This window comes from Streptomyces sp. NPDC031100, from assembly GCF_055570785.1.
The window spans coordinates 213,301-237,738 of sequence record NZ_JBVIGN010000014.1; the positions used below are offsets into that span (position 1 = coordinate 213,301).

At 69.6% G+C, this 24,438-nt stretch carries 18 protein-coding genes and 1 riboswitch; of the genes, 11 read left to right on the top strand and 7 right to left on the bottom strand.

Features of this window, described 5'->3' with window-relative positions; genetic code table 11:
- The first annotated feature begins 94 nt into the window (after nt 1–94).
- The 4 genes from ACZ5DS_RS33865 to ACZ5DS_RS33880 all read left to right on the top strand — a co-directional run bounded on the left by ACZ5DS_RS33865 (nt 95) and on the right by ACZ5DS_RS33880 (nt 6,311).
- Nucleotides 95–1,075 (top strand): LysR family transcriptional regulator, encoded by a 981-nt coding sequence (locus ACZ5DS_RS33865; protein WP_468246202.1) that lies wholly within the window; start codon nt 95–97, stop codon nt 1,073–1,075.
- Between the two features lie 180 nt (nt 1,076–1,255).
- Nucleotides 1,256–2,857 (top strand): M4 family metallopeptidase, encoded by a 1,602-nt coding sequence (locus tag ACZ5DS_RS33870; RefSeq protein ID WP_468246204.1) that lies wholly within the window; start codon nt 1,256–1,258, stop codon nt 2,855–2,857.
- Nucleotides 2,858–3,198: 341 nt separating this feature from the next.
- Nucleotides 3,199–3,355: riboswitch (cyclic di-AMP (ydaO/yuaA leader) on the top strand.
- Between the two features lie 8 nt (nt 3,356–3,363).
- A complete protein-coding gene (locus ACZ5DS_RS33875) occupies nt 3,364–4,566 on the top strand; it encodes a C40 family peptidase (RefSeq protein WP_468246207.1) in 1,203 nt (400 codons plus the stop codon).
- A gap of 413 nt (nt 4,567–4,979) precedes the next feature.
- A complete protein-coding gene (locus ACZ5DS_RS33880) occupies nt 4,980–6,311 on the top strand; it encodes a phosphatase PAP2 family protein (protein ID WP_468246296.1) in 1,332 nt (443 codons plus the stop codon).
- Here ACZ5DS_RS33880 and ACZ5DS_RS33885 read toward each other — a convergent pair.
- The 3 genes from ACZ5DS_RS33885 to ACZ5DS_RS33895 form a co-directional block, all read right to left on the bottom strand.
- Entirely contained in the window at nt 6,219–7,853 is a 1,635-nt protein-coding gene (locus tag ACZ5DS_RS33885; RefSeq protein WP_468246209.1) for a carboxylesterase/lipase family protein, read from the bottom strand. The genes ACZ5DS_RS33880 and ACZ5DS_RS33885 overlap by 93 nt on opposite strands.
- A 155-nt stretch (nt 7,854–8,008) precedes the next feature.
- Complete coding sequence (surE, locus tag ACZ5DS_RS33890; protein WP_468246212.1) at nt 8,009–8,917, bottom strand: 5'/3'-nucleotidase SurE; 909 nt, start codon at nt 8,915–8,917, stop codon at nt 8,009–8,011.
- A gap of 131 nt (nt 8,918–9,048) precedes the next feature.
- Nucleotides 9,049–10,293, bottom strand: a complete 1,245-nt coding sequence (locus tag ACZ5DS_RS33895) for an MFS transporter (protein WP_468246214.1) — start codon at nt 10,291–10,293, stop codon at nt 9,049–9,051.
- Nucleotides 10,294–10,751: 458 nt separating this feature from the next.
- Between ACZ5DS_RS33895 and ACZ5DS_RS33900 the strand changes: the two genes are divergently transcribed.
- The 3 genes from ACZ5DS_RS33900 to ACZ5DS_RS33910 all read left to right on the top strand — a co-directional run bounded on the left by ACZ5DS_RS33900 (nt 10,752) and on the right by ACZ5DS_RS33910 (nt 15,158).
- The gene (locus tag ACZ5DS_RS33900; RefSeq protein ID WP_468246216.1) at nt 10,752–11,471 is read left to right on the top strand and encodes a phosphatase PAP2 family protein; all 720 of its coding nucleotides are present in this window, start codon (nt 10,752–10,754) and stop codon (nt 11,469–11,471) included.
- A gap of 93 nt (nt 11,472–11,564) precedes the next feature.
- Complete coding sequence (locus tag ACZ5DS_RS33905) at nt 11,565–13,115, top strand: carboxylesterase/lipase family protein (RefSeq protein ID WP_468246219.1); 1,551 nt, start codon at nt 11,565–11,567, stop codon at nt 13,113–13,115.
- Nucleotides 13,116–13,283: 168 nt separating this feature from the next.
- Nucleotides 13,284–15,158 (top strand): glycoside hydrolase family 3 protein, encoded by a 1,875-nt coding sequence (locus ACZ5DS_RS33910; RefSeq protein WP_468246221.1) that lies wholly within the window; start codon nt 13,284–13,286, stop codon nt 15,156–15,158.
- A gap of 68 nt (nt 15,159–15,226) precedes the next feature.
- Here ACZ5DS_RS33910 and ACZ5DS_RS33915 read toward each other — a convergent pair whose 3' ends face one another.
- Both ACZ5DS_RS33915 and ACZ5DS_RS33920 read right to left on the bottom strand, forming a co-directional pair.
- Nucleotides 15,227–16,225 (bottom strand): cytochrome P450 family protein, encoded by a 999-nt coding sequence (locus ACZ5DS_RS33915; protein ID WP_468246223.1) that lies wholly within the window; start codon nt 16,223–16,225, stop codon nt 15,227–15,229.
- Nucleotides 16,222–16,584 carry a hypothetical protein gene (locus ACZ5DS_RS33920; protein WP_468246225.1) on the bottom strand — a complete coding sequence of 121 codons (363 nt, stop codon included), beginning with the start codon at nt 16,582–16,584 and terminating at the stop codon, nt 16,222–16,224. The genes ACZ5DS_RS33915 and ACZ5DS_RS33920 overlap by 4 nt, the downstream gene beginning before the upstream one ends.
- Nucleotides 16,585–16,698: 114 nt before the next feature.
- On the opposite strand from ACZ5DS_RS33920, the gene ACZ5DS_RS33925 reads away from it, so the two are divergent.
- Entirely contained in the window at nt 16,699–17,706 is a 1,008-nt protein-coding gene (locus ACZ5DS_RS33925) for a LacI family DNA-binding transcriptional regulator (protein WP_468246228.1), read from the top strand.
- Here the strand turns inward: ACZ5DS_RS33925 and ACZ5DS_RS33930 are convergent.
- Both ACZ5DS_RS33930 and ACZ5DS_RS33935 read right to left on the bottom strand, forming a co-directional pair.
- Nucleotides 17,694–18,440 carry a phosphatase PAP2 family protein gene (locus tag ACZ5DS_RS33930; RefSeq protein ID WP_468246230.1) on the bottom strand — a complete coding sequence of 249 codons (747 nt, stop codon included), beginning with the start codon at nt 18,438–18,440 and terminating at the stop codon, nt 17,694–17,696. The genes ACZ5DS_RS33925 and ACZ5DS_RS33930 overlap by 13 nt on opposite strands.
- A gap of 183 nt (nt 18,441–18,623) precedes the next feature.
- Nucleotides 18,624–19,589: an alpha/beta hydrolase fold domain-containing protein gene (locus ACZ5DS_RS33935; protein ID WP_468246232.1), complete on the bottom strand. Its 966-nt coding sequence runs from the start codon at nt 19,587–19,589 to the stop codon at nt 18,624–18,626.
- A 231-nt stretch (nt 19,590–19,820) separates the two neighbouring features.
- On the opposite strand from ACZ5DS_RS33935, the gene ACZ5DS_RS33940 reads away from it, so the two are divergent.
- From ACZ5DS_RS33940 to ACZ5DS_RS33950, 3 genes are all read left to right on the top strand, one after another.
- Nucleotides 19,821–21,446 (top strand): AMP-binding protein, encoded by a 1,626-nt coding sequence (locus ACZ5DS_RS33940; RefSeq protein WP_468246235.1) that lies wholly within the window; start codon nt 19,821–19,823, stop codon nt 21,444–21,446.
- A gap of 14 nt (nt 21,447–21,460) precedes the next feature.
- Nucleotides 21,461–21,955 (top strand): acyl-CoA thioesterase, encoded by a 495-nt coding sequence (locus tag ACZ5DS_RS33945; protein ID WP_468246237.1) that lies wholly within the window; start codon nt 21,461–21,463, stop codon nt 21,953–21,955.
- Nucleotides 21,956–22,053: 98 nt separating this feature from the next.
- A complete protein-coding gene (locus ACZ5DS_RS33950) occupies nt 22,054–24,426 on the top strand; it encodes a bifunctional salicylyl-CoA 5-hydroxylase/oxidoreductase (protein ID WP_468246239.1) in 2,373 nt (790 codons plus the stop codon).
- Nucleotides 24,427–24,438: the final 12 nt, after the last annotated feature.

Below are 24,438 nucleotides of genomic sequence, written 5' to 3' on the forward strand. Positions count from 1 at the left end.
GGTCCGTCGGACTCTTGGTCACCATGCCGTCGGGCAACTGGTTCTGCTGGTCATGGGGGGTGCAGGGGTCCCCCGCGCTGAGCGGGGAGTGTTCATGCACCTCGAGTTCCGGCACCTCCGTGTCCTGCTCACTGTCGCCGAGGCAGGCAGCATCCGCAGGGCCGCCGCACGGCTGCAGCTCTCTCAGCCGGCCACGAGCGCTCAGCTGAAGCGGATCGAACACGAGTTGGGCGGCCCGCTCTTCATCCGCAGTGCCGACGGGGTGAAGCCGAACGAGAACGGTCAGTACGTTCTGCGCTGCGCCCGTGACCTCGTCGTCGGCTTCGACCGGCTGCGCGAGTACGCACGATCGGCGGCCGAGGCAGACAGGCATGCCGCCGCGCCGCTGAGGGCGGGCGGAACCGCCGGCCCCCTGGTCTCCCTGCTGGTCTCCGCCCTCTTCGAACTCGTCCCGGAACGCCGGCTCACCATAGACGCCCGCCGTTCCGTGCACACCCTGGTGAAATCGCTGAGCCAGTCGAAATGCGACATCGCGGTGTTCGGCGAGTTCCCGGGTTTCCCTCTTCCGGTCGGCGAGTCGGTGGCGACGCGGACACTGCTCCGCGAGCCGGTCTTCGTCCTGCTCGCCGAGGACCACCCGCTGGCGCGCCAGGAGAGGGTCGGTCTCCATGAGCTGGCGGGCGAGGAGTGGGTCATGCCGGAGGCCGACGAGAGCGGTGTGCATGCGTACCTTCATCTCACCTGTCGGTCAGCGGGATTCACTCCGCGCATCGCCCATGTGACGCCGGACCTGTCCGTGGCGCAGATCCTGGTCGCCGGCCGGCGTGCCGTCTGCGGTGTGTGGCCGACCGCCGATGTCTCTGCCCCGGGCACCGTGCAGCGGCCGCTCGTGGACGTTCCGTTCCACCGGAGGCTGCTGCTGGCGTGGAACACGGAATCGGTTCTGCCCGAGCTCGCCGACGAGGCATGCGAGCGTGTGCTGGCCGCCTATCTGTCGCTGGTACGGCAGCGGCCGCAGTACCTGGCCTGGTGGCAGGACGGGGGCGAGGAGTTCGCCCTCGGCGAGGGCACGTGACCGGCCGGGCCACAGTTCCCCATGCCCTATAACTCCGCGGTTATATCCCAGATGGAGTCACGTCAGGAACATGTCACCTGGTGAACACTTCGCGTCAACGTCCAAGGACGTCGTCACCCCACGACGAGCCAACGTCCACAGACGTCGTCACCCCACGACGAGCGAAGGAATCACCCCGTCATGCCCCGTCCCCTTCTTGCCCTTTCCGCCATGGTCGCCGCCGGTGTCATCACCACGGGTGCGATGGCGGTACCTGCGCACTCGCAGACACATGCGGTGCAGCGCGGAACGTCCGTCCGCGACTCGGCGATATCCCAGGCCAAGGCGAACGTGGCCCGGCACGCCGACACCTTCGGTTTCGGCCCGGGCCAGAGACTCCACGTCAAGGACGTCGTCATCGACGCCGATGGCACCCAGCACGTCCGCTTCGAACGGACCTACCACGGCCTCCCCGTCGTCGGCGGCGACTTCGTCGTCCACCAGAAGGCCGACGGCTCGCTCAAGGGATCCACCCGCGCCAAGGCCCACAAGGTCACGCTCAAGTCCGTCGCTCCCGCCGTCGACGCCAGGGGCGCCTCGGCCGGCGCCCTGAAGCGCTCGCACGGGTTGGTGCGCAACGCCAAGTCCACCCCCGAGCTGATCGTGTGGGCCGCCGACGGCACCCCCCGCCTGGCCTGGCGCACCACCGTGCAGGGCCTGGGCGACAAGGGTCAGCCGCACGGCGAGGTCTTCGTCACCGACGCCACCACCGGCAAGGCGATCGAGAACTACGACGCCGAGCACGAGGCGACCGGCACCGGCCACTCCGAATACACCGGTGACGTCGGCATCGACACCACCCAGCAGGCCGACGGCACCTTCGCCCTGATCGACCCGGTGCGCGGCCACATCACCAAGGACGCGCACAACATCTCGTCCTCCTCCCTGAAGAGCACGTCCGGCACCCTGTTCACCGACGCCGACAACATCTGGGGCGACGGCAAGAAGTTCTCCACCGACCGCGCCACCGCCGCCGTCGACGCGCACGCCAACACCGCGGAGACGTTCGACTACTACAAGTCGACCTTCGGCCGCAACGGCATCAAGAACGACGGCCGCGGCGCCACGGTCTTCGTCCACGTCGGCACCAACTGGGACAACGCCCAGTGGTCGGACACCTGCTTCTGCATGATGACCGGCGACGGCAACGGCACCACCGACCCCGAGCAGGTCGACCTCGACACCATGGGCCACGAGATGACCCACGGCGTCACCTCGGCCACCGCCAACCTGCGCTACAGCGGCGAGTCCGGCGGCCTGAACGAGGCCACCAGCGACATCCTCGGCACCATGGTCGAGTGGTACGCCAACAACCCGCTCGACACCCCCGACTACCTCTTCAGCGACCAGTCCACCCCGCCGTGGCTGCGCCGCTTCGACAAGCCGTCCCTGGACGGCCGCTCCGCCGACTACTGGTCGAAGTCCGTCGGCCGGCTCGACGTGCACAACTCCTCGGGCGTCGGCAACCACTGGTTCTACCTCGCCAGCGAGGGCAGCGGCACCAAGACGATCAACGGCGTCACCTACAACAGCCCGACGTACAACGGCTCCACCGTCACCGGCATCGGCAACAAGAAGGCCTCCGCCATCTGGTACCGGGCGCTGACCGTCTACATGACCTCCACCACGGACTACAAGGGCGCCCGCACCGCGACTCTGAACGCGGCGAAGGACCTCTACGGCGCCACCAGCCCCGAGTACGCCACCGTGGCCGCGGCCTGGAGCGCGGTCAACGTCTCCTGACGCACCGACACACCGCCTGATCCGCAGGAGCCGGCCCGGACGACGACGAGTACCCCCACAGCCGTCGCCCGGGCCCCGGAGTTTCGGAGATCCTTTTCACTCCAGCTCCCTCGGCTTCCTTTTCCTTAGAACGCGGCCGGTCTGCGGGCATAGATTACGGACAATGTAGCTCATATAGATACGGATTGACTGTACTCGACGGAGCCACCAAGCAAAGGTCACGAAAATGTATCGGGCATATCACCCACCAACCTTCACAGGGGCCACACGCGTTGGCTAGCGTTCCGGTCAGGCCGCCCGACCCCCACCGGCGAACGTCGCCGGGCCGTGCGGCCTCCGTCGAGTCCGGCGCGCCCGTGCGGCAGCCGGAGCCGGGGACCCACCGACCTTGGGGTGAATCGGCCCAACTCCCTTACGGGACAAGGGTCGTAGGGCAACCCTTCCGAACCACCCGCCCGAACCCGACAGCTAACTCGGTAGGCGGAACATGGAAGGAGTCGCCTCCCTTGGCGTCGCACCGCAAGTCGCGCCCCACGGGTACGCGTGTAGCCGGCATACGCACCCCCGTCCTCGCCACGGCCGCTCTCACCTCCGTGGCCCTGCTGTCCCAGACCGCCAATGCCGCCCCCGCCGCCGACGACAAACCGAGCCTCGAAGAGGTCCAGAAGCAGGTCGACGACCTGTACCGCCAGGCCGAGTCGGCGACCGAGAAATACGACGCGGCCAAGGAGAAGACCGCGAAGGAGCGCCGGCGCGTCGACACCCTGCTCGACGACGTGGCCAAGCGCACGGCCAGCCTCAACAAGGCGCGAGAGGAACTGGGCTCGTTCGCTGCGGCCCAGTACCGGACCGGGGCCGCCACCCCCGACACCGCGACCTTTCTGCTCTCGGACACCCCGCAGGACTACTTCGACCAAGCGCAGCTGATGAACCGGCTGACCTCGCGCCAGAAGGGCGCGGTCGACGACTACGTCACCGAGCAGTCCGCGACCCTGAAGGCGCGACAGAAGGCCATCAAGAGCCTCAAAACGCTGACTCAGTCACAGAACGACCTCAAGACGGCCAAGTCCACCGTCCAGAAGAAGCTGTCCACCGCACGGGAGCTGCTGTCCAAGCTGACGGCGGAGGAGAAGGCACGCCTCGCGGCGATCGAGAAGCAGAAGCAGGAGGAGGCGGCGCGGAAGGCGGCGGAGCTCGCCAAGCGGCAGGCCGCGGCCGCGCAGGCGGCGAAGCAGCAGAGCGCGTCTTCGGGCTCGACATCGAGTTCCGGCTCGTCCTCGGGCGCGTCCTCGGGATCCGGCTCGTCCTCGGGTTCGGGCACCTCCACCTCCTCGTCGGGCTCCACGTACGCCGCCAAGGCGGCGAAAGCGCTCGCCTTCGCCCGCGCGCAGATCGGCAAGCCGTATGTCTGGGGTGCGACCGGGCCCGGCTCCTACGACTGCTCCGGCCTCACCGAGGCCGCCTGGAAGGCCGCCGGCGTCTCCCTGCCGCGTACCACCTACGACCAGGTGAACGTTGGTACGACGGTGTCCCTGACCGACGCCCAGCCCGGCGACCTCGTCTTCTTCTACGACGACATCAGCCACGTCGGTATCTACATCGGCAACGGCATGATGATCCACGCCCCGAAGCCCGGAGCCTACGTCCGCGAGGAATCCATCTACTACGGCGGCGACTCGATCATCCACAGCGTGGTCCGCCCGGCCTGACGGCCAGCGGCGGCCAAAGGTCCAGAGCGAGAACCAGGCGCCGCCCCATCCCTGACCCGGGCACGTCCCGTGCTCGAGACCGCGCAGAGAGAGCACCGTCCCGTCGCCAAGGGGAACTGATCGCTGTATTCGGAGTGTTGGCGGTGAGCCAACATCTCCGCCCAGGCTGCCGGTTCACGGCCCTGTGTGCGCGTTTCAAGGCGACTGACCTGCGCACCATCCATGACCAGCGAAATCACCCGCATCGCTCCGCTAACATGATCGAACTCACGACGAGCGCCCTCATCGCCTGTCGTCACCGGAAAACCAATGCTATCCGGCACGAAGAGTGACCTAACTGACCAACATCTAACAAATCGGCCAAACAATTGATACCTATAGCCTCGCGGGTGTTTTCGCGAATAACCTCCAGAATTCCGTTCGCCGCGTGGCGTCGACCACGGGCGATACTGTGGGCCACGCTGGGTGTGGCGGCCCTCGGATTCGTCATCACGCTGGAGGTCGCCGCGCGGCGCTACGGCCTGCCGGGGCCGATCACCAACCAGGTGCAAGAGGTGGTGTTCCCTCCGAAATCGGGTTTCCTGTTGTACGCCAGTCTGGCGTTGACGATGGTGGTGCTCACCTGGCGGCAACGGTTCATCGCGATTGGTGCCGCGATCGGCATCGACGTCGCCTTCCTGCTGGTGCGGTGGGCGGTCGACGCCAAGGTGACCGACGGCCACCCCTTCGGTAACGGCGCGTTGTGGGTGATTTTGGGATATGCGGGCATCGCCATCACACGCCGTACCGGCCAGGAACGTGTCCTGCTGCTGAAGGGCGTCGGGCTGGCCCTGCTGCTGGTGGCCGGCCGCAAGACCGGCGACACCTGGCTCCTCATCACGTCGAAGACCCGCCCGGCGGTGCTCGATCAGTACGTGGCAATCGCCGATCACGCGCTGGGCAACCCGTCGTGGCTGGTGGGCCGGATGGTCAGGGCCACCGGCCCGATCGGCGCCCATGCTCTCGACTTCGTCTACGGTCAGCTCGCGGTGGCCGCGGTCGTCGTCGCGCTGTACCAGCTGCGCAACGTGGCGGTCGAGCGCCGCTTCCCGCGCCATCATCTGGTGCGCACCTTTCTGGCGATCGGCCTTCTCGGGCCGGCCATATACATGGTCTTCCCGGTGGTCGGACCGGTCTTCGCCTACGGCACCGGCGCCTTCGGCACCGGCGGCGGGCACTGGGCGGTGGCCAACCTGTGGCCGGACACGCCACCGCCGGTCAACACCCCGCACTCGATGCCCTTCGACGAGATCACCCCACGCAACTGCATGCCCAGCCTGCACACAGCGTGGGCTACCGCGATCTTCATTCATACCCGCAAGGCCCCACGGATTCTGCGATTCGCAGGCGCGTTCTGGCTGATGGCCACGCTCGCCGCAACGCTGGGATTCGGCTACCACTACGGCGCGGATCTCATTGCCGGCGTGGTGTTTGCGCTCACGATCGAGGCAGCGCTGCGCTCGCTCGAACGTGGCTGGGATCGGTCAGGAGTCCAGCTGGTCACCTACGGCGCAACGGTCTTCGCTGCGCTCCTGGTGTCGTATCGCTATCTGCCGATGGAGATGGCCAGACACCCGTGGGTGTTTGGACCACTTCTCATTCTGGCGATGGCTTCAGTGATTCAGGGCTATGTACAGACCACCAAACTGTGGGAACCGAAGGCTGCGCCAGTGCGGCAACCTGAACCGCAACCCGAACCGGTGTGAGACAGGACCGGCCCAGAAGTCGCACTGGTGGTCGGCCGCGAAGGCGGTCGAGGCGCGGGTGTGTTCGGGGCTGAGAGTCAGGATCGTGTGCCGCCCGACATGGGTGGGCGGCCATCGGGTCTCACCGGAGATGTCGGGATCGCCGGTGCGGGCGAACGCCGCCCAGCGGCGCTTCATGTCGTCGGCGAGGGCGACCTGTTCCGCGGTGAGAGGGCGGTCGGCCATGGTGAAGTCGTGCAGGTAGGCGAGTTCGGCGCTGTGTGCGTTCGCCATGTCCAGGCCTGGGACCTGGGCTCCGTAGAGGGTGGGTGAGCGCGGGTCGTCGAACTCGTAGACATAGGTGGGCACCTGTGAGGCGAACGCGCGCGCGGTGCTGAGTGTGTGGCAGGCGAAGGTGGAGTCGGTCAGGACCGCCGACAGCGCGTCGTACGGACTGGGGTAGGCGTCCACCGGATAGCGGGCCAGGACCTGCTGAGCCGCCTGTCCGTACGTGGCGTCGATCTGGTCGGTGTACTCCTGCGCCGTGAGATGCGGCTGGGTGAGCGCGACGAAGAACCGGCTTTCGGCACGAGTGCTGCCGATGAGGATCGGCACCTTGTTCCATGTGCCGGAGGCGATGGCCTCGGACGGTTGGGTGGGCACCAGGCCGTCACCGAATGCCGGTCCTGAGGTGGGATGCGTGCGAGCGGCGGCGATGAGGTCGGCGACCGGCGCTGTGCGCAGACAGGCGGCGCGTGAGCCGGGGGCGGAGCAGCCCGCCGCGTCCGAGAAGGCCCTCGCCTCATCGGCGGCCTGGACAGAGCTGGGAGCCTGGAGCAGGTCGCAGGGTCCGCTCTGAAGAATGGCGCGGGAGAACAGTCCTGCCGTCCCCGGTGAAGTCAGCATGGCACAGATGGAGCCGCCGCCGGCGGACTGACCCCAGAGGGTGATGTCGGCAGGGTTGCCGCCGAACGCGGCAATGTTGTTGCGCGTCCACTTCAGGGCCGCGATCTGGTCCATCAGCCCGTACGATCCGGAGGTGAGCGCGTTGTCGCGGGTGAGTTCCGGTGCGGCGAGGTAACCGAGCTGCCCGACCCGGTAGTTGATGCTCACGACCACGCTGTCGGTGAGCTCGGCCATGGTACGGCCCCCGAACTGGGTGCCGGTGCCCTGGCTGTAGCCGCCGCCGTGGATCCAGAACAGCACGGGCAGACGGTCTCCGGGGTGGGCGTGGCGCGGTCGGTACACGTCCAGGTAGAGACAGTCCTCACTGACGTTGTCGGGGTCCCGGAGCCCGAAGGGTGAGAACTGCAGGCAGGCGGGGGCCTGTTGGCCGGCCTCCCGGGTCCCGCTCCATGGTGCGGGCTCTCGAGGTGGACGGAACCGGAGGCTGCCCACCGGCGGCGCGGCGTACGGGACACCGAGGAATTCCTCGGCATCGCCGTCGACCTGTCCGGCGAGCCTGCCCTGAGCCGTGCTGACGACCGGGCTTGAGGCGGGGGAGGCCTGGGCCGGGGTGGCGGTGGCAGGCTGCACGATGAGCGCTGCCATCGCGAGTGCCACAACCAGAATCGTTGAGGCGCGGGTCGAGGTGAACCTCTTCACTTCTCCTCCATGACGCGTCGTACGCATGACAGTGGATGGGCTGGTGCGGACGCGCGCCGCCTCCTCCCTGCCGGTCTGAGGTGCTGGGGAGGAGACGACTGTGCCGTACCCGGCTACGGACGCAGGCCGGCGAGGAGCGTGGCGGCCTTGGCGAAGTCGACCGTGCCGGTGTTCCAGTCGGGTGAGATGGGGGTGATGGACACCTTGTCCGCGCTGATCGCTTCCACGTCACCGCCTCTCTGGGCGGGTGCGGAGACCACGTGGACGTTCACCTTCCAGCTGCCGTCACCGGAGTCGGTGTAGTCGGCCTTGAGGACGGGCTGCGGATCCTGGGTCGTGAGGGAGGCCCCCAGGGCGGTCCCCGTGCCGTCGGGACCGACCACCGGGTGGTTGATGTTCAGGCCCACGCCCTCGGGCAGCAGCCGTCCGTTCTTCGCCCGGGACCGAAGGCGTTCGATGAGCTTGACGGTGAAGTCGTCGGTGGGCCGCATGGCGTTGAAGATGGGCTCCGGTGTCGGAGCCGACAGCCCGCCGGTGCTCACCGCGATGGCGGGTACACCCTGTTCCAGGGCGGCCACCGCGCCGCCGACGGTTCCGGAGTGGGTGGCGAGGGCGGCCACGTTGGGCCCGAAGTTGGTGCCGGAGACCACGAGGTCCGGGGCGTGATCCGCGAACACCTCCGACAGACCGAAGGACACCGAGTCACCGGGCGTGCCGTCCACCGCCCAGACGCGGGGCTCGGGATGCTTGACCGTGACGGTGGTACTGCTCATCATCTTCGTCCCGGTGCCGCTCTGGTTCGTGAGCGGGGCGACGATGGTGACGTCGTAACCCGCGGCGGTGAGCCGCTGGTGGAGCATGCGGATCCCGGGGGCGTCGTAGCCGTCGTCATTGGTCAGCAGGATGCGCAGCGGCGGGCTGGCCGGTGCGGTCTTCGGCGCGGCGCTCGCCGACACCGTACCGGCGAGGGCCGGCGTGCACAGCAGTAGAGCGGCCAGGGGTAGAACGCGCGTGCGTCTCACGACGTGCTCCTTCGATGAGGGAGGAGAAGATGCGGGAGGAGATAGGGGAGGAGAAAGGGGGGAGGAACGAGGACCGGCGGGCACGTGCCCCCTGCATGCGCCCGCCGGAGCTCTTGCGGGTGGGCTGGTGGTCAGCGCACTCCGCGGATCGGCAGGATGGCCAGGGCACCCAGCAGGGACAGAGCGCCGCCGACGAGGAACAGCGGGGTGTACCCGCCCAGTTCCGTCACGACGGCGGAGGCGACGAACGGGGCGATGATCTGCGGTCCGGCGTTGGCGATGTTCAGCACGCCCATGTCGCGGGCGGCGTCCTCCGCGCGAGGCAGGACGAGCGTGACCACTGCGGTGTCGACCGCCATGAAGCACCCGAAGGCGAGGCCGTTGAGGGCGCTGAAGCAGAGCATGCCTGCCCAGGTCGGGCTGATGACGGGGACCGTCGTCACGACGCCGGCGAGCGCGGCCGAGAGGCCGACGAAGACCTTGCGTCGGTTCCAGCGGTCGGACAGCAGACCCCCGACCACCGTGGACACGGCCATCGCGCCCATCGACACCGGGGTGAGAATCGCCATCGCCTCGGTCGGGGCCAGGCCCGCAGGCAGCTCGATGTGGTCGTCGAGGATGTACAGCTGGTATCCCACGACGGAGAAGTAACCGAGCACCATCAGCGCCCGGCCGATGAAGGCCCACCGGAAGTCATGGTCGGCCAGGGCGGACAGGAAGGCGGCCAGGCGTTCGCGCCGCGGGACGGGGGCCAGCGGTTCGCGACGCGGTACGTCCCGGCAGAAGCCGGTGAGCAGCAGTGCCGCGGCGGCCACGACCGCTCCGAACACCAGGTATCCGACCTGCAGCCGGCTCGCGGTCTGCGAAGCGATCACCACGCCGACGGTGCCGCCGATCGGCAGGCCCAGTCCGACAAGGGCGGAGGCAGTGCCGCGGCGGGCGGCCGGGATCCGGTCCGGCACCACGGCGGTCACGGCGGCCTGGTAGACGTTCATCGTCGCCTGGACCAGGCACCATCCGATGCCCACCAGCAGCACGGTCCGCACGCTGCCGAGGAACGCCAACCCGGTGAGGGACGCGAGCGCGCCGCCGAGGATCCACGGGTTGCGGCGGCCGGTGCGGTCCGACAGGGCACCGGCGATCGGGTTGAAGGCCGTGGCAAAGACCGAGCTCACGCCGCCCACGACGCCCAGAATGGTGACCTTGTCGGCCGGGTCGAGCTGGGCGATCTGGGTCGGCAGCAGCACCGCGCCGACGCCCATGTACACAGCGAGCATGGAGGAGTTGGCGAGCAGGAGCAGCAGCATGAGGCCGCGCCGGCGGGGCTCATGTGCCTCCTCGGTCACCTTCGGTTGGATGAACTCATCAGTGGTCACGGTGACCACCGCGCAATGCGGGTGCCGCGTGGTCCCCGCGGCAGGGGATGGGGGCAGGACATGTCGACTCCTCGGGCGCGGAGTTGAGAGCTGAACGGGGTGATGAGGTGGCGAACGCTGGATGACGCGTGGATGCGATGACACCCGCAGAGAGCGATCCAGTTACACGTGTTGCTTCAGCCGGTAAGCCTTGTGTAGCAGCTGTGGCGCGTTTTGAGTAGTGCTCGGCGCGATTTGAGGGTGGCCGCGACCGCTTGGCCGAGCTCGATTCATTACACGTGTAGCTACCCGTGAGTCGCCCCTTGTGCGTGCCATGACAGCTGGGCCAGGGTTGGCTCGAAACCGCCCTTCGCGGCGTTCCCTCTCCATGCCTGCGCCGGCCTCGTGCCTCGCGCCCCTCGTGCACCTGCCGGTCCGCCGACCGCTCCCCGTGCTCCCGTAGTCCTGGAAGGTCACTCATGTCCCGTTCGCGAGCCGTCACCTCCCTGCAGCCACCGTCCGACACGACGTGCCGTAGCCCGGTGCCGGCTCCCCCTCCGCGCGGAGCGCGGCTTGCCGGCTCCGTGCTGCTGATGGCGGTGCTGGCGACCGGTCTCGCCCTCCTCGGCGATCGGCGGCCGGTCTTCCAGGGCATCGACGATCACTGGATGAGCTCCCTGCGCGGGTCACCGAGTGACGCGGCGACGCGTCTCGCGCGCGCTCTCGACCTGCTCGGCGGGCCCCTGGGCGTGATCCTGCCCGTCGTGCTGACCGGCTGTCTCAGTATCTACGGGAGGTGGAGATCGGCGTTGTTCGTCTTCACGGCCGGCGTGATCTCCAACATCGTGGTGGTGCTTCCCCTGAAGCAGATCGTCGGCCGTCCGCGCCCACCGAAGCCCTGGGTCCTGGTGAGCGACGGCTCTTTCCCTTCCGGTCAGGTCTTCACGGTCACGACCCTCGTGGTGGCTGCCGGGGTCGTGCTCTTTCCGCCCCTCGCCCGGCGCTGGTGGTGGCTCTTCGGTGCCGCCCTGATCGCCGCGACGATGTGGAGCCGCACGTGGCTGCACGCCCAATGGCTCAGTGACACCGTCGCCGGTGTCGCGGCGGGGGTGGGGGCCGTACTGCTGCTGTGGTCGGCGTTCGAGCGCCTCCTGGAGGAGGAGGCCGTGCGTGTCGTCTCAGGCCGCCTGTGGGAGTAGCTCGGTCGCCGCAGCAGGAGAGCGCGCAATATGTTGATAAATTGACGGGCGTCATAATTACGGAATACGGTCCGTCGACCAAGGAGGACACACATGACTGATACACAAGGTCAGGCTCCCCCCGTCGTGCAGTTGCCTGCGGGCCGACTGCGTGGAGACGTCGAAGGAGGCATCGCGGTGTTCAAAGGCGTGCCGTACGCCGCACCCCCGGTGGGGGACCTGCGATGGCGCGTCGCGCAGCCGCATCCCGGCTGGAGCGGCACACGGGACGCGACGGCATACGGCCCCAGCTCACCGCAGATGTTCATCGAGGGCGGTGACGCCGTCCTGGGTGGTCACGGATTCCCGCCGTTCGACGACGACTGCCTGACGCTGAACGTGTGGACGCCGGCGCCCGATGACGCCCGGCGCCCGGTGCTGGTCTGGATCCACGGCGGCGGATTCGTCTCAGGCTCCGGATCGTTGCCCATCTACTCGGGTGAGACCTTCGCACGCGACGGCGACCTGGTGGTCGTCACCCTCAACTACCGTCTCGGACCGCTCGGTTACCTGTCCTTCGGTGACGAAACCGCCGAGGCGGCGCAGCCCGCCAACCTCTGGCTCACCGACCAGCTGGCCGCGCTGCGCTGGGTGCGCGACAACATCGTCCACTTCGGTGGGGACCCCGACAGCATCACCGTCGCGGGCCAGTCGGGCGGCGCCCTGTCGACGGCCGCCCTGGCCGGGCACCCCGAAGCCCAGCAGCTCTTCCGGCGGGCCATCCTCCAGAGCCCGCCCTTCGGGCTGCACCTCCCCACTCCTGACGAGTACCGGCAACGGGCCGAGGCCTACCTGGAGTTCGCCGGGGTGAAGAACCTCGACGAGCTGCGCCTCCTGCCGTGGTCGCGGCTCATCGAGGCGGCCGGGGGGCTCTTCGGGCACACCATGCGCTGGGGATACTGGCCCACTCCCTTCCTCCCCGTACGGAGCGACGTCACTCTCCTTCGCCACCCCGCGGAGACCCTCCTTCATGGTGCGGCGACCGGCATCGACGTTCTCATCGGCTGGACCCGGGAGGAGGCCAACTTCGGCTTCGCCCTGGACCCGGGCTACGCGAAGTCCACCCGAGACCAGGTGGTCGGCCGCATCGCGGAGGGCTTCGGGGACGGCGTGGCAGCCGACGTGTACGCCGAGTACGCACGCATGCGTCCCGGCGCCGGGCCTGTCGACGTGCTCATGGACCTGATCACGGACGAGCTGTTCCGGGTGCCCTGCCTGGAACTGGCAGAGGCCAGGGCGGCCTTGGGGCGCCCTGTCTGGGCCTACCAGTTCGACCTTCCGACGCCGGCGCACGGTGGCAGGCTCGCCGCCGCGCACTGTCTGGAACTCCCCTTCGTCTTCGACAACTTCGACAGCTGGGCACATGCTCCTCTCGCCGAAGGGATCGATCCGGTCGTGGGGGAGGGGCTGGCGAAGAGCATGCATCGGGCGTGGATCGCCTTCGCCCGGACCGGCGACCCGAACCACGCCGATATGCCGGCGTGGGAGCCGTACCGCGCAGAGACCCGCACCACCATGCGCTTCGACTCCGTCACCCTCCCGGTGAACGACCTCGCCGGGCACGCGCGTCGCCTGCACGGTCGACGGGCGTCGACCTCGCAGTGACCACAGTCGGCGAAATATCCCGCCGGACACTCTTCCTCAGCGCGTTACACGTGTAACCTTCCAGCTGGCCGTGTGGAGGGGAGCAGCGGCCAAGCCGGTCCCGAGCGCCTGACCAGCTCGGGACCGGCCTCTTCTCGGCACTCACCCTCACGAAACGGAAGACAACCCATGTCCCCTGACCTGACGGCCCGGCCGCACACCCTCACCGCTCCCGACGGGACCCGCTTCCGCGATCTGAACGGCAACGGGGTGATGGAGCCCTACGAGAACCCGCGCCTCACGGTGGACGAGCGGGTCGCCGACCTGCTCGGCCGCATGACTCCGGAGGAGAAGGCCGGCCTCCTGTTCCAGACCATGATCGCGATCAATCCGGACGGTTCGCTGGTGGAGCCGGAACCAGGAGCACCCGACGACGACCCGATGCGGGCTTCCACCTCCACCATGGTGACCGGCAAGCTCATGAATCACTTCAACCTCTTCGGCGCCGCCGCCCCGCGCCGGATGGCCGAGTGGAACAACCGTCTCCAGGACCTGGCCGCGACGACCCGTCTGGGTATCCCGGTGACCATCTCCACGGACCCACGCCACGGCTTCGTCGACAACCCGGCGGCCAGTGCGCACACCGAGGGCTTCTCCCTGTGGCCCGAGCCGCCCGGCCTGGCCGCGATCGGGGACGAGGATCTCGTACGCCGGCACGCCGACATCGTCCGCCGCGAGTACCTCGCCGTAGGCATCCGCCTGGCCCTGCATCCCGTGGCCGACCTCGCAACCGAGCCACGGTGGGCCCGCGTTCTGGGGACGTTCGGCTCCGACGCCCACGTGGCGGCCCGCATGGTCGCCGCCTACATCCGCGGTCTCCAGGGCGAGACGCTCGGCGCGAGCAGCGTGGCCGCCATGACCAAGCACTTCCCCGGGGCGGGCCCGCAGAAGAACGGCGAGGACGCCCACTTCTTCTACGGCCGCGAACAGGTCTACCCCGGCGGCAACTTCGACCATCACCTGATCCCCTTCGAGGCCGCTTTCGCCGCGGGGACGTCCCAGATCATGCCCTACTACGGCATGCCGGTCGGAACCCCGTACGAAGAGGTGGGCTTCGGCTTCAACAAGGGCGTCATCACCGGACTGTTGCGCGAGAAGTACGGCTTCGACGGCATCGTCTGCACCGACTGGGGCCTGGTCACCGACAGCCGGATCTTCGGAGCTCCGTTTCCTGCCCGGGCCTGGGGCGTGGAGCATCTGGACCGGCTGACCCGCGTGGAGAGGATCCTCGACGCCGGGGCCGACCAGCTCGGCGGCGAGGCCGCGCCGGAACTCGTCGTGGAGCTGCTCCGCACGGGCAGAGTCGACGTCGAACGCATCGACGTCTCGGTGGCCCGCCTGCTGCGCGAGAAGTTCCTCCTCGGTCTCTTCGACGACCCGTACGTCGACCCGGACGCCGCCGAACGCATCTGCGGCAGCCACGAGTTCACCGCGGCGGGGCTGGCCGCCCAGAGCCGCTCGATCACGGTTCTCAAGGACCGCCCGAGCGAGGCGACCGAGCCGCTGCTGCCCCTGAGGGCCGGCATGCGGATCCATGTCCAGGGCGTCGACCCGGAGGTCGCCGGGCGGTACGCCACCGTGGTGGACGGCCCCGAAGAGGCCGATGTCGCGCTGATCCGCATTGCCGCTCCGTACGACGAGCGGACCGAGGGCTTCGAGAGCTTCTTCCGCGCGGGCCGGCTCGACTTCACCGAGGAGGAACTGCGGCCGCTGCTGGAGACCGCCGCGGCCGTGCCGACCGTCTTCGACGTCTTCCTCGACCGACCCGCGGTCCTCCCGGAGATCGCGCAGCAGGCGGCAGCCCTGGTGGCCGACTACGGCGCCTCGGACACCGCCCTGCTGGACGTCCTCTTCGGCCGTACGAAGGCCGAAGGGCGGCTTCCCTTCGAGCTCGCCCGCACCATGGAGGCCGTCGCCGCCGGACACGAGGACGTACCCGACGATTCCCGTGACCCGCTCTTCCCGTACGGCCACGGGCTGGATGTGGAGCCGCGCATGCAATGAGCCGACCGTGTGGAGGGGGCGTTGCCGGGAGGAAGCCGTGCCGGGCAACGCCCCCTTCGCGCGGACGGCTACCAGCCGCCGAAGGAGTTCCACCAGCCCCAGCGCTGTGGCGCCGCCTGGCCCGTCGCAGGGTCGTCGCGGCGCTCGGCGGGCGTATCCATGACCGTCAGGGGAGGCGCTGCCGAGGTGCGAGGGGTGTCCGCCGGGCCGGACGCGGAGAACACCACCGGCAGTTCGGCCGGGGCCCCGCACCACAGCGAGGGCCGCCGGAGAGCGGCGTCCGGAAGGACGGGGCGCATGTCGGAGAGCCGCTCCAGGAGCACGTCGAGCGCCGCTTCGGTGATCAGGCGAGCCGCGTCTTTGGCGGGGCAGCCGTGGGAACCGGTCCCCCAGGCCAGATGCGCCCGCGTACGGGAGACCGACATGTTCTGGAGTGCCGGGTCGGTGTTGGCGGCCGCCAGACAGGGGACCACCAGGTCACCGGCCTGAATGCGGCACCCTGCCAGGACCACGTCCGCAGTCGCCCAGCGTCCGGTGATGTTCGGCAGCGGTGCGTCTGTGCGCAGTGCGTGCTCGACAAGGCGGGGCACCAGGCCGCCGCCCCGCGTCACCAGGGCCGGCCCGTCGTGGGCCAGGAGCGGGCGCACGGCGTTGCCGATCCAGCTGATGGTGCTCTCGCCACCGATCAGGACAAGAGCCAGCAGGTTGTGCGCGATCTCGTCATCGGTCAGCGGGGCCTCCTGGGCCAGCCACGACGAAAGGTCGGCTCCCGGTGTCGCGGCCCGCTCGGCCACCAGCCGGCGCATGGCGTTCAGCAGCTCCGCCTCCGCGGGGACGGCCGACGGGAACGCGTTCACGACGGTCGCGGTCAGTGCGTCCATCGCGGGGATCGAGTCTTCCGGCACACCCAGCAGATGGGCGAACACCTGCCACACGAGAGGCCGGGCGTACTGGGTCATGAGGTCGGCGGTGCCCGGTGCCGCGAGGGCATCCACCAGGGCATGGGCCCGTTGCCGGACCAGGCGGCTCAGCTGCCGCAGGTCGACGTGGCCGAGGGCTGCGGTCATCGCACGCCGGTGCCGCAGATGGTCTTCCCCGTCGAGCCGGGAGACAGCAGGGCGCGGGCCGAGGAGCGGCAGCACGGACGTGTCCTCGGGCAGCAGTCCGTGGGTGACGGCGTTCCACCGGCGGGGTCGCTCGAGTACTGCTCCGCGTTCCAGATGACCTCCAGCACCTCCCGGTGGCTGAGCACCATCCAGGCGGCGACGCCCGGGGCGATCTCCACCGCAACGACCGGTCCCCTGTGCCGGCGCAGACAGGCGTACACGCCGTCGGGGTCCTGTTCCATCGCCCGGCCGTGCAGCGGGGTGAGTCCCGCGGTGTACGGGCACGCGGGCAGGGAGCCGGCGTGGCTCGTTGGTTCCATCGGACTCCTTCGGTGGTGTCTGCCGGTCGGGAGGCGCCTTGCCGCGCCTCGCGGTAACGCGTGTAACCTGGAGCGAGCCGGTCAGCCGACCGGGAGGGACGGGGTAAGGACGTCATGGGCAAGGAGCCGACCGCACCGGCGGCCGTCACCAGCGCGGATGTGGCGCGCCTGGCGGGCGTGTCGCGGGCGACCGTGTCCTTCGTCCTCAACAACACGCAGGCGCACCGGGTCAGCGCCACCACCCGTGCCAGGGTCCTGGCGGCAGCCCAGCAGCTCGGCTATGTACCGCACGCTGCCGCCCGGTCGCTGCGGGCGGGCCGGAGCAACCTCGTTCTCATGCCGGCGTCCGTCTCCGCGGTCGGCCGTCTGGTCAGCACCTGGATCGACGACCTGCAGAGCGAACTGGAACAGCACGGCTACATCACCGTGCTGCACGCCGGGCGTTTCTCCGACGCCGTGAGCGCTGCCCGGGCCTGGGCCGAACTGCGCCCGGCGGCGGTGCTGGCCCTCGACGGCGACAGCCTGACCGACCAGGCCGCCGAGGTGCTGAGCAGGGCCGGAGTGCGTGGCGTGATGGCGTTCGCCTCCCAGGAGGTGAAGGGCGTCCACACCGTCGACTTCGACCATGCGCGCGTCGGCGCACTCGCTGCCGAGCACCTCGTCTCCCGCGGGCGGCGGAACATCGGCGTGATCATGCCGCAGGAGCGCGGCCTGGCGACCTTCGCCCGACCACGCCTGGCCGGAGCCCAGGGCGTCGCCGCCCGCAGCACCGCGGCCGTCACCGCGGTCGAGATGTCCTACACCCAGGAGTCCGCTGCCGAACTGGCTCAACGTTGGGGTGAGTTGGGCCTGGACGGAGTGTTCGCCTACAACGACGAGTACGCGGCCCTGCTGCTGCACGCGCTGCGCACCATGGGTCTGTCCGTGCCCGACGAGGTTGCGGTGGTCGGAGCCGACGACCTGGTGCTGTCGGCCCTGCAGCAGCCGCCGCTGACGACCGTCCGGCTGGACCTGCCCACGCCGTCCCGGATCGCCGACGCCCTGCACGATCTGGTCGACCGGGGAGTGCCGCCTGCCGTTGCGGGCATGGAGCCGGTCCTGGTCCACCGTCAGTCCTCGTGACCCGTCGGTCCGGCGGCGGTGGCCCGTCGTCGTGACGTGTCTGCTTCCCGGGCGGGCAGGGGCGTGAAGAGCCACCACAGCACCAGGGCGGCTCCCGCGCCTGTCGTGGCGCCGGCGAGGGTGTCGCTGAGCCAGTGCGCATGCAGCCAGGTACGGCTCCACATCATCGCCACCGTGAGGGCCACGCCCGCGGCCCAGCAACGACGCCGCCGGTGTGCCGGAACGAGCAGAGCGCCCACCACGACCACAAGGAGCGCCGTCCCGGCCGAGTGACCGGAGGGGAACGAACCGTGGTCCACCCGGACCAGGGGATGGGCCGGGCGCGGTCGGTCCACCCAGAACGTGAGGGCCTGGACGACCAGCATGTTGCCCACCAGGTACGTGGTGAGGAGAAACAGCGGTGACGGCCAGCGCCTCCGTATCGCGAGGAAGACCGACAGCCCCACCGGGGCCACCACCCCCAGCGGCCCGCCCAGCCAGTTGAGCACGGCGGCCACAGCCGCGTACGGGCCGTCGTGCGGGCCGCCCATCCAGCGCAGCCAGGCATCGTCCACGCCCTGAAAGACCGGCCGCACCGGGCGGTCGACGACCGCGGCGGCGAACGCGGCCGTGACGAGCAGGAGGAACACCCCGAGCGGGAGCGCGCCGGAGGGTGCAGGCGGTGGGGAGGGGCGGCGGTGCCGCGTGGGGGTCGGAGCCGCGGCAAGGAGTTCAGCCGCCGGAGTGCTGGTCATGAGGTACCTCTCGCGGCCGGGGCGCGTTGCCGGCCGACGGGAACGTAAGGGTGGGCGGACTCGCCGGTGATGGGCCCAGGCGGCCCGGCGCGGTGAGCGCAAGCGAGATCGGGACAGTGGCGCCGGACATCGTCCGGCCGGCGCCACGCACGGGTGTCAGCGGCAACGGGTCTGAGACCCGGCTCATGCGTCCAAGTGGCGGGCGAGGAATGCGACGCTTGCCGAGACGATCGGCGTCACGTCCGGCGTGCCGAGGAAGATGTGGTCGGCGCCCTCCACCGGCTGCAGGGTGACCTCGCCGCCGGAGCTCTGGAGCGCCTTGGCCAGGACTTCGCTCTGGCTGTACGGCACGAGGCCGTCGGCCGTTCCGTGGATCAGCAGGAAGGGAGGCGGGGCGGACGGGCCCGCGTAGGTGACCGGGCTGGCCACGCGGGCGAGCTCCGGCAGCTGCCCGGAGGTGCCCCCCAGCAGCGCGGTGAACGGGTTGGGGTATGCGGCGCCCGACGGCAAGGACGGCAGAGCGTGGGAGAGCAGTGCCCCCAGGTCCGACACCCCGTACCAGTCGACGACGGCCCGGACGGAGCTGTCCTCGTCCCGGACGCCCTCTGTCCCCTCCAGCGCCGCCGCGGCAGCGGTGCCGTCGGCGCGGACGAGCCCCGCGAGGGCGGCCAGGTGCCCACCCGCCGATTCCCCCCAGACGCCGATCCTGTCCCGGTCGATGCCGAGGTCGGCGGCGAAGCGGCGCACGTAGCGGATGGCGGCCTTCACGTCGTGCAACTGCGCCGGGAACGGCGCCTCCAGGCTGTGCCGGTAGTCGATGCTCACGACAGCGAGACCGGCTCCCAGGATCATGCCGTACAGCAGCTCGACGGGCACGGTCGGCGGCGGGTAGCGGCGGTCACCCTCCAGCCAGCCGCCCCCGTGGATCCACACGACGGCCGGTACCGGCTTCTCTGACGCCGGTACGTGCGCGTCGAGCAGACGCGGCTGGTAGCCCGGCGTGCGCGCGTACGTCAGTGCGGCGAAGCGGCGCACGCCGTCCTGGCCGACCAGCGGGGGAGCGGGGGTGACGAAGGGCGGCGGCGGCCATTGCATGTCGATACCGACGCTCGGCTCTACGGCCGGATCTGTGGGAGCTGATGGGATCATGTCCGCCCCTTTCTGTGGATGTCTGTCCGAAATGCCTTGCGCTCGCGAAGGTCTCGCCCTAGCGTGTTACACGTGTAACACACGCAGGCGGATGGAGTAAATGGCCGCAGCGATCCCTCTTGTCTGACCGGCCGTCACCAAAATCTATGTAGCGTAATCTTGACGCTCGTCAATTTAGCGAAATACTTGGCGCACTCCCTCCGCTGCCCCCGAAACCGAGGTGTGCGCCCCATGGAGCTCTCCCCGTCCGCCCACGCGGACACGTTCTGCCGTGACCGGCTCCCTCCCTTCCGGCTCTGGCCCCAACTGCACTTCGACCTCCCGGAGTTGCGGTATCCGGACCGACTCAACTGCGCCGTTCGCCTGCTCGACGACGCCGTCGAACGCTGGGGAGCCGACCGACCCTGTCTGCTCACCCCGACCGACCGGTGGACCTACGGCGGCCTGCTGCGCCACGCCAACCGGGTCGCTCAGGTCCTCACCGAGGACCTCGGGCTGCGCCCCGGCAACCGTGTCCTGTTGCGCGGCCCCAACAACCCCTGGCTCGTGGCCTCCTGGTTCGGTGTGCTCAAGGCCGGCGGTGTCGCGGTCACCACGATGCCCCTGCTGCGCGCCGGGGAACTGGCTCAACTGCACGACATCGGCCGCCCCGTCGTCGCCCTGTGCGACCACCGGTACCTCGATGAACTCGAGGCCGCCGACACGCCGGGCCTGACGGTCCTCGCCTACGGTGGCGCGGGCGACGACGATCTGATCGTTCGCTGCTCGACCAAGGACGGTGTGTTCTCCAACGTCGCCACCGCCGCCGACGACGTGGCCCTCATCGCCTTCACCTCAGGGACCACCGGGCGGCCGAAGGCGACGATGCACTTCCACCGGGACGTGCTCGCCAATGCCGACACGTTCTCCCGGCACATCGTCCAACCCCGTCAGGACGACGTCTTCACCGGCACACCGCCCCTGGCCTTCACCTTCGGACTCGGCGGCCTCGTCGTCTTTCCGCTCCACGTCGGGGCGGCGACGCTGCTCATCGAGCAGGCGTCGCCGGAGCAGCTGGCCGATCTCGTCGCCGAGCACGGCGTCACGGTCCTGTTCACCGCCCCCACCGCGTACCGGGCGATCATGGCCGCCGGTGCCGTGGACCGCCTGGCGGGCCTGCGCAGGTGCGTATCCGCCGGGGAAGCGCTGCCGGCCCAGGTGTGGGAGGACTTCCGTGCCGCGACCGGGCTGCGCATCATCGACGGCATCGGCGCCACCGAGATGCTGCACGTGTTCATCTCCGCCGCGGACGACGTCATCCGCCCAGGAGCCACCGGCAAGCCCGTTCCCGGGTACCGCGCGATGGTCGTCGACGACAGCGGTGCGCCCGTTCCCGACGGGGAGCCGGGCCTGCTCGCCGTCACCGGCCCGACGGGGTGCCGCTACCTCGACGATCCACGCCAGACGACGTACGTCAGAAACGGCTGGAACATCACCGGCGACACCTACCTGCGCGATGCGGACGGCTATTTCTGGTACGTCGCCCGCAGCGACGACATGATCGTCTCCTCCGGGTACAACATCGCCGGCCCCGAGGTCGAGAAGGCGCTCCTCGGTCATCCCTCTGTGGCGGACTGCGGAGTCGTCGGTGCGCCGGACGAGCGGCGCGGCATGGTCGTCAAGGCGTACGTGGTGCTGCGCGACGGTGTCGCCGCCGGCACGGTGACCGTCAAGGAACTCCAGAACCACGTCAAGCAGGCCATCGCGCCCTACAAGTACCCGCGCGCCGTCGAGTTCGTCACCGAACTGCCGCGCACCAGCAACGGAAAGCTTCAGCGCAGCGAACTGCGCCGACGTGCCGCGAACGCGGCCGGCTGACGAAAGGTACCCCCATGGAAACGCCCAGCACCACGCGGGCAACCCTGCCCATCGGCGCCTGCGCCGATGGAGCCTCGGCAGCCCGCGAGGCCAACCTGCCCAGCATCGTCATCGAACGCCGCGTCGAGTGGCCCGACACCGATGCCGCCGGTCACTACCACCACTCCACCGTCGTGCGCTGGGTGGAGGCGGCGGAGGCCGCCCTCCTGCGCCGCCTGGGCCTGGCCCACCTCTTCGGCAGCACACCGCGCGTCCACTTCGAGGCCGACTACCGCGCCCGGCTGTGGTTCGGGGACCTCGTGCGCATCGAGCTGCGTGTCACCAAGGTCGGAACCAGCTCGTTGCACTACGCCTTCACCGTGCGCGGCAAGGGCGACGAGGAGGCGGCCACCGGCCGGATGGCGATCGCCCACTCCGCCGCACACGCCTCCGGCTCCACGCCCTGGCCCGACGAGGTGCGCGACCTCCTGGCCGAGGCGGGGGCGCAGGCTCCCGAAACCCTGAGCTGAGCTGGGCAGTTCATGCACCCCAAGCCTCTGTATAGAGTTTTCTTGACGAGCGTAGGAATTACGGCATACGTTGTTCCTCGGACCACAAGGAGGACGCCGTGCGCGTAGCAGTCATCGGCGGAGGGCCCGGTGGGCTGTACTTCGCGGCCCTGGCCAAGCAGCTCTCGCCGCAGTGGGAGATCACCGTCTGGGAGCGCAACGCGGCCGACGACACCTTCGGATTCGGCGTGGTGTTCTCCGACGAGACCCTCGACGGCATCGCGCAGGCCGACCCCGTGGTCCACGAGGCCATGTCGGCCGAGTTCGCCCGCTGGAGCGACATCGACGTGCGCTACAAGGGCCAGATCCTCACCTCGGGCGGCCACGGATTCGCCGCCCTCGGCCGCAAGCGCCTGCTGCAGATCCTCCAGGAGCGGTGCGCGGCCCTGGGGGTGGACGTGCGCTACCGCACGCAGGCCCCGCCCGCGGCTGAACTCGCTGACGGCTACGACCTCGTGGTGGCGAGCGACGGCGTACGGTCCCAGACCAGAAGCGCGTACGCCGGCACGTTCGAACCCGACCTGGACGAACGGCACTGCCGTTACATGTGGCTCGCGACCGACAAGGTCTTCGAGGCCTTCACCTTCATCGTCGCCGAACGGGACTTCGGGACCATGCAGGTCCACGCGTACCCGTTCGACGACACCCGCAGCACCTTCATCGTGGAGATCGACGAGGACTCCTGGCGGCGGGCGGGATTCGACACGTTCGCCGCCCGTGACTTCCCGCCCGGGACCAACGACGAGGACAGCATCCGGCGGTGCGAGGAAATCCTCGCCGACCACTTGGACGGCCATCAGCTGATCCCCAACGGCTCCAAGTGGATCCGCTTCACCACCGTGCGCAACAGGACCTGGCACCACGAGAACGTCGTCCTGCTCGGCGACGCCGCCCACACGGCGCACTTCTCCATCGGCTCGGGCACCAAGCTGGCCATGGAGGACGCCCTCGCCCTGGCGGCCTGTCTCCACGAACATCCGGACGTCCCCAGCGCCCTCACCGCGTACGAGGCCGAACGCAGGCCGGTGGTCGAGTCCACGCAGCGGGCCGCACAGGCGAGTCTCGAATGGTTCGAGAACGTCGGGCGGTACACCGGGCAGGAACCCCTCCAGTTCGCGTTCAACCTGCTCACCCGCAGCCGGCGCGTGACCTACGACAATCTGCGCGTGCGTGACCAGGCGTTCACCGACGCGGTGGACACCTGGCACGCGGACCGTACGGCGATCGGCAGGCAGACCGACTCGCCGCCTCCGATGTTCCGGCCGTTCCAGCTGGGCGGTCTGCGCCTGCGCAACCGAGTCGTCGTCCCGCCGACCGCGCTGTACTCCGGGCAGAACGGTGTGCCCGGAGACTTCGACCTCGTCCACCTGAGCACGCAAGCACTGGGCGGCTCGGGACTCGTCATCGCCGGCATGACGGCCGTCAGCGCCGACGGACGGGTCACACCCGGCTGCCCGGGTCTGTACACCGACGAACAGGAAGCGGCCTGGCGTCGGATCACCGACTTCGTCCGCCGGCAGTCCGACACCTGCCTCGGTGTCCAGCTCACCCACGCCGGACGACGCGCCGCGACCGGCACGCCACGGGCGGACGGCCGCTGCGCCTCCCCCGGCGACAACGGCCGGCCGCTGGTCGCAGCGTCCGCCCTTCCGTGGGATGCGGGGAGCGTGACACCCCGCGAAGCGACGCGCGAGGACATGGACACCATCGCCGAGGACTTCGTCACCGCGGCCCGCCGGGCCGACCGGGCAGGCTTCGACGTGCTGGAACTCCAGTACGGGCACGGGCACTTGATGTCGGGCTTCCTGTCACCGCTGACCAACAGGCGGACCGACTCCTACGGCGGGAGCCTCGCGAACCGGATGCGCTTCCCTCGCGAAGTGCTGCGCGCCGTCCGCGCCGTATGGCCCTGTCGCAAGGCGCTGATCGTCCGGATCTCGGCCACCGACTGGGCCGAAGGCGGCATCAGCGAAGCCGATGTCGTGGACCTCTGCCGGGCTCTGGCGGAGGCCGGGGCGGACGCCATCGACGTGTCCACCGGAGAAGTCGTCGCCGACGAGCGCCCACGCTACGGCCGCAGCTACCAGACGCCCTACGCCGACCTGATCCGCAACACCGTCGGCGTACCGGTCATCGCGGTGGGTGCCATCTCCACGTACGACGACGTCAACTCCCTGATCCTGGCGGGCCGGGCCGATCTGTGCGCCGTCGGCCGCGCCCAGCTCCACGACCCGCTGTGGACGCTGCATGCCGCGGCTGCTCAGGAGTACACCGGGCCGGCCGCGCCCTGGCCCGCGTCCTGGAAGGCGGGCAGCGGCAGGCCGCCGGGAGCCCGTACGGACCGGGTACCGCCCCGCCTCCAGCTGCTCCGGGACGTTCCCGCGCCCGTGCACCAGCGGTGGCTTCCCCAGCCCGCGGCGACAGCCGTCTGACAGGGAGGAACA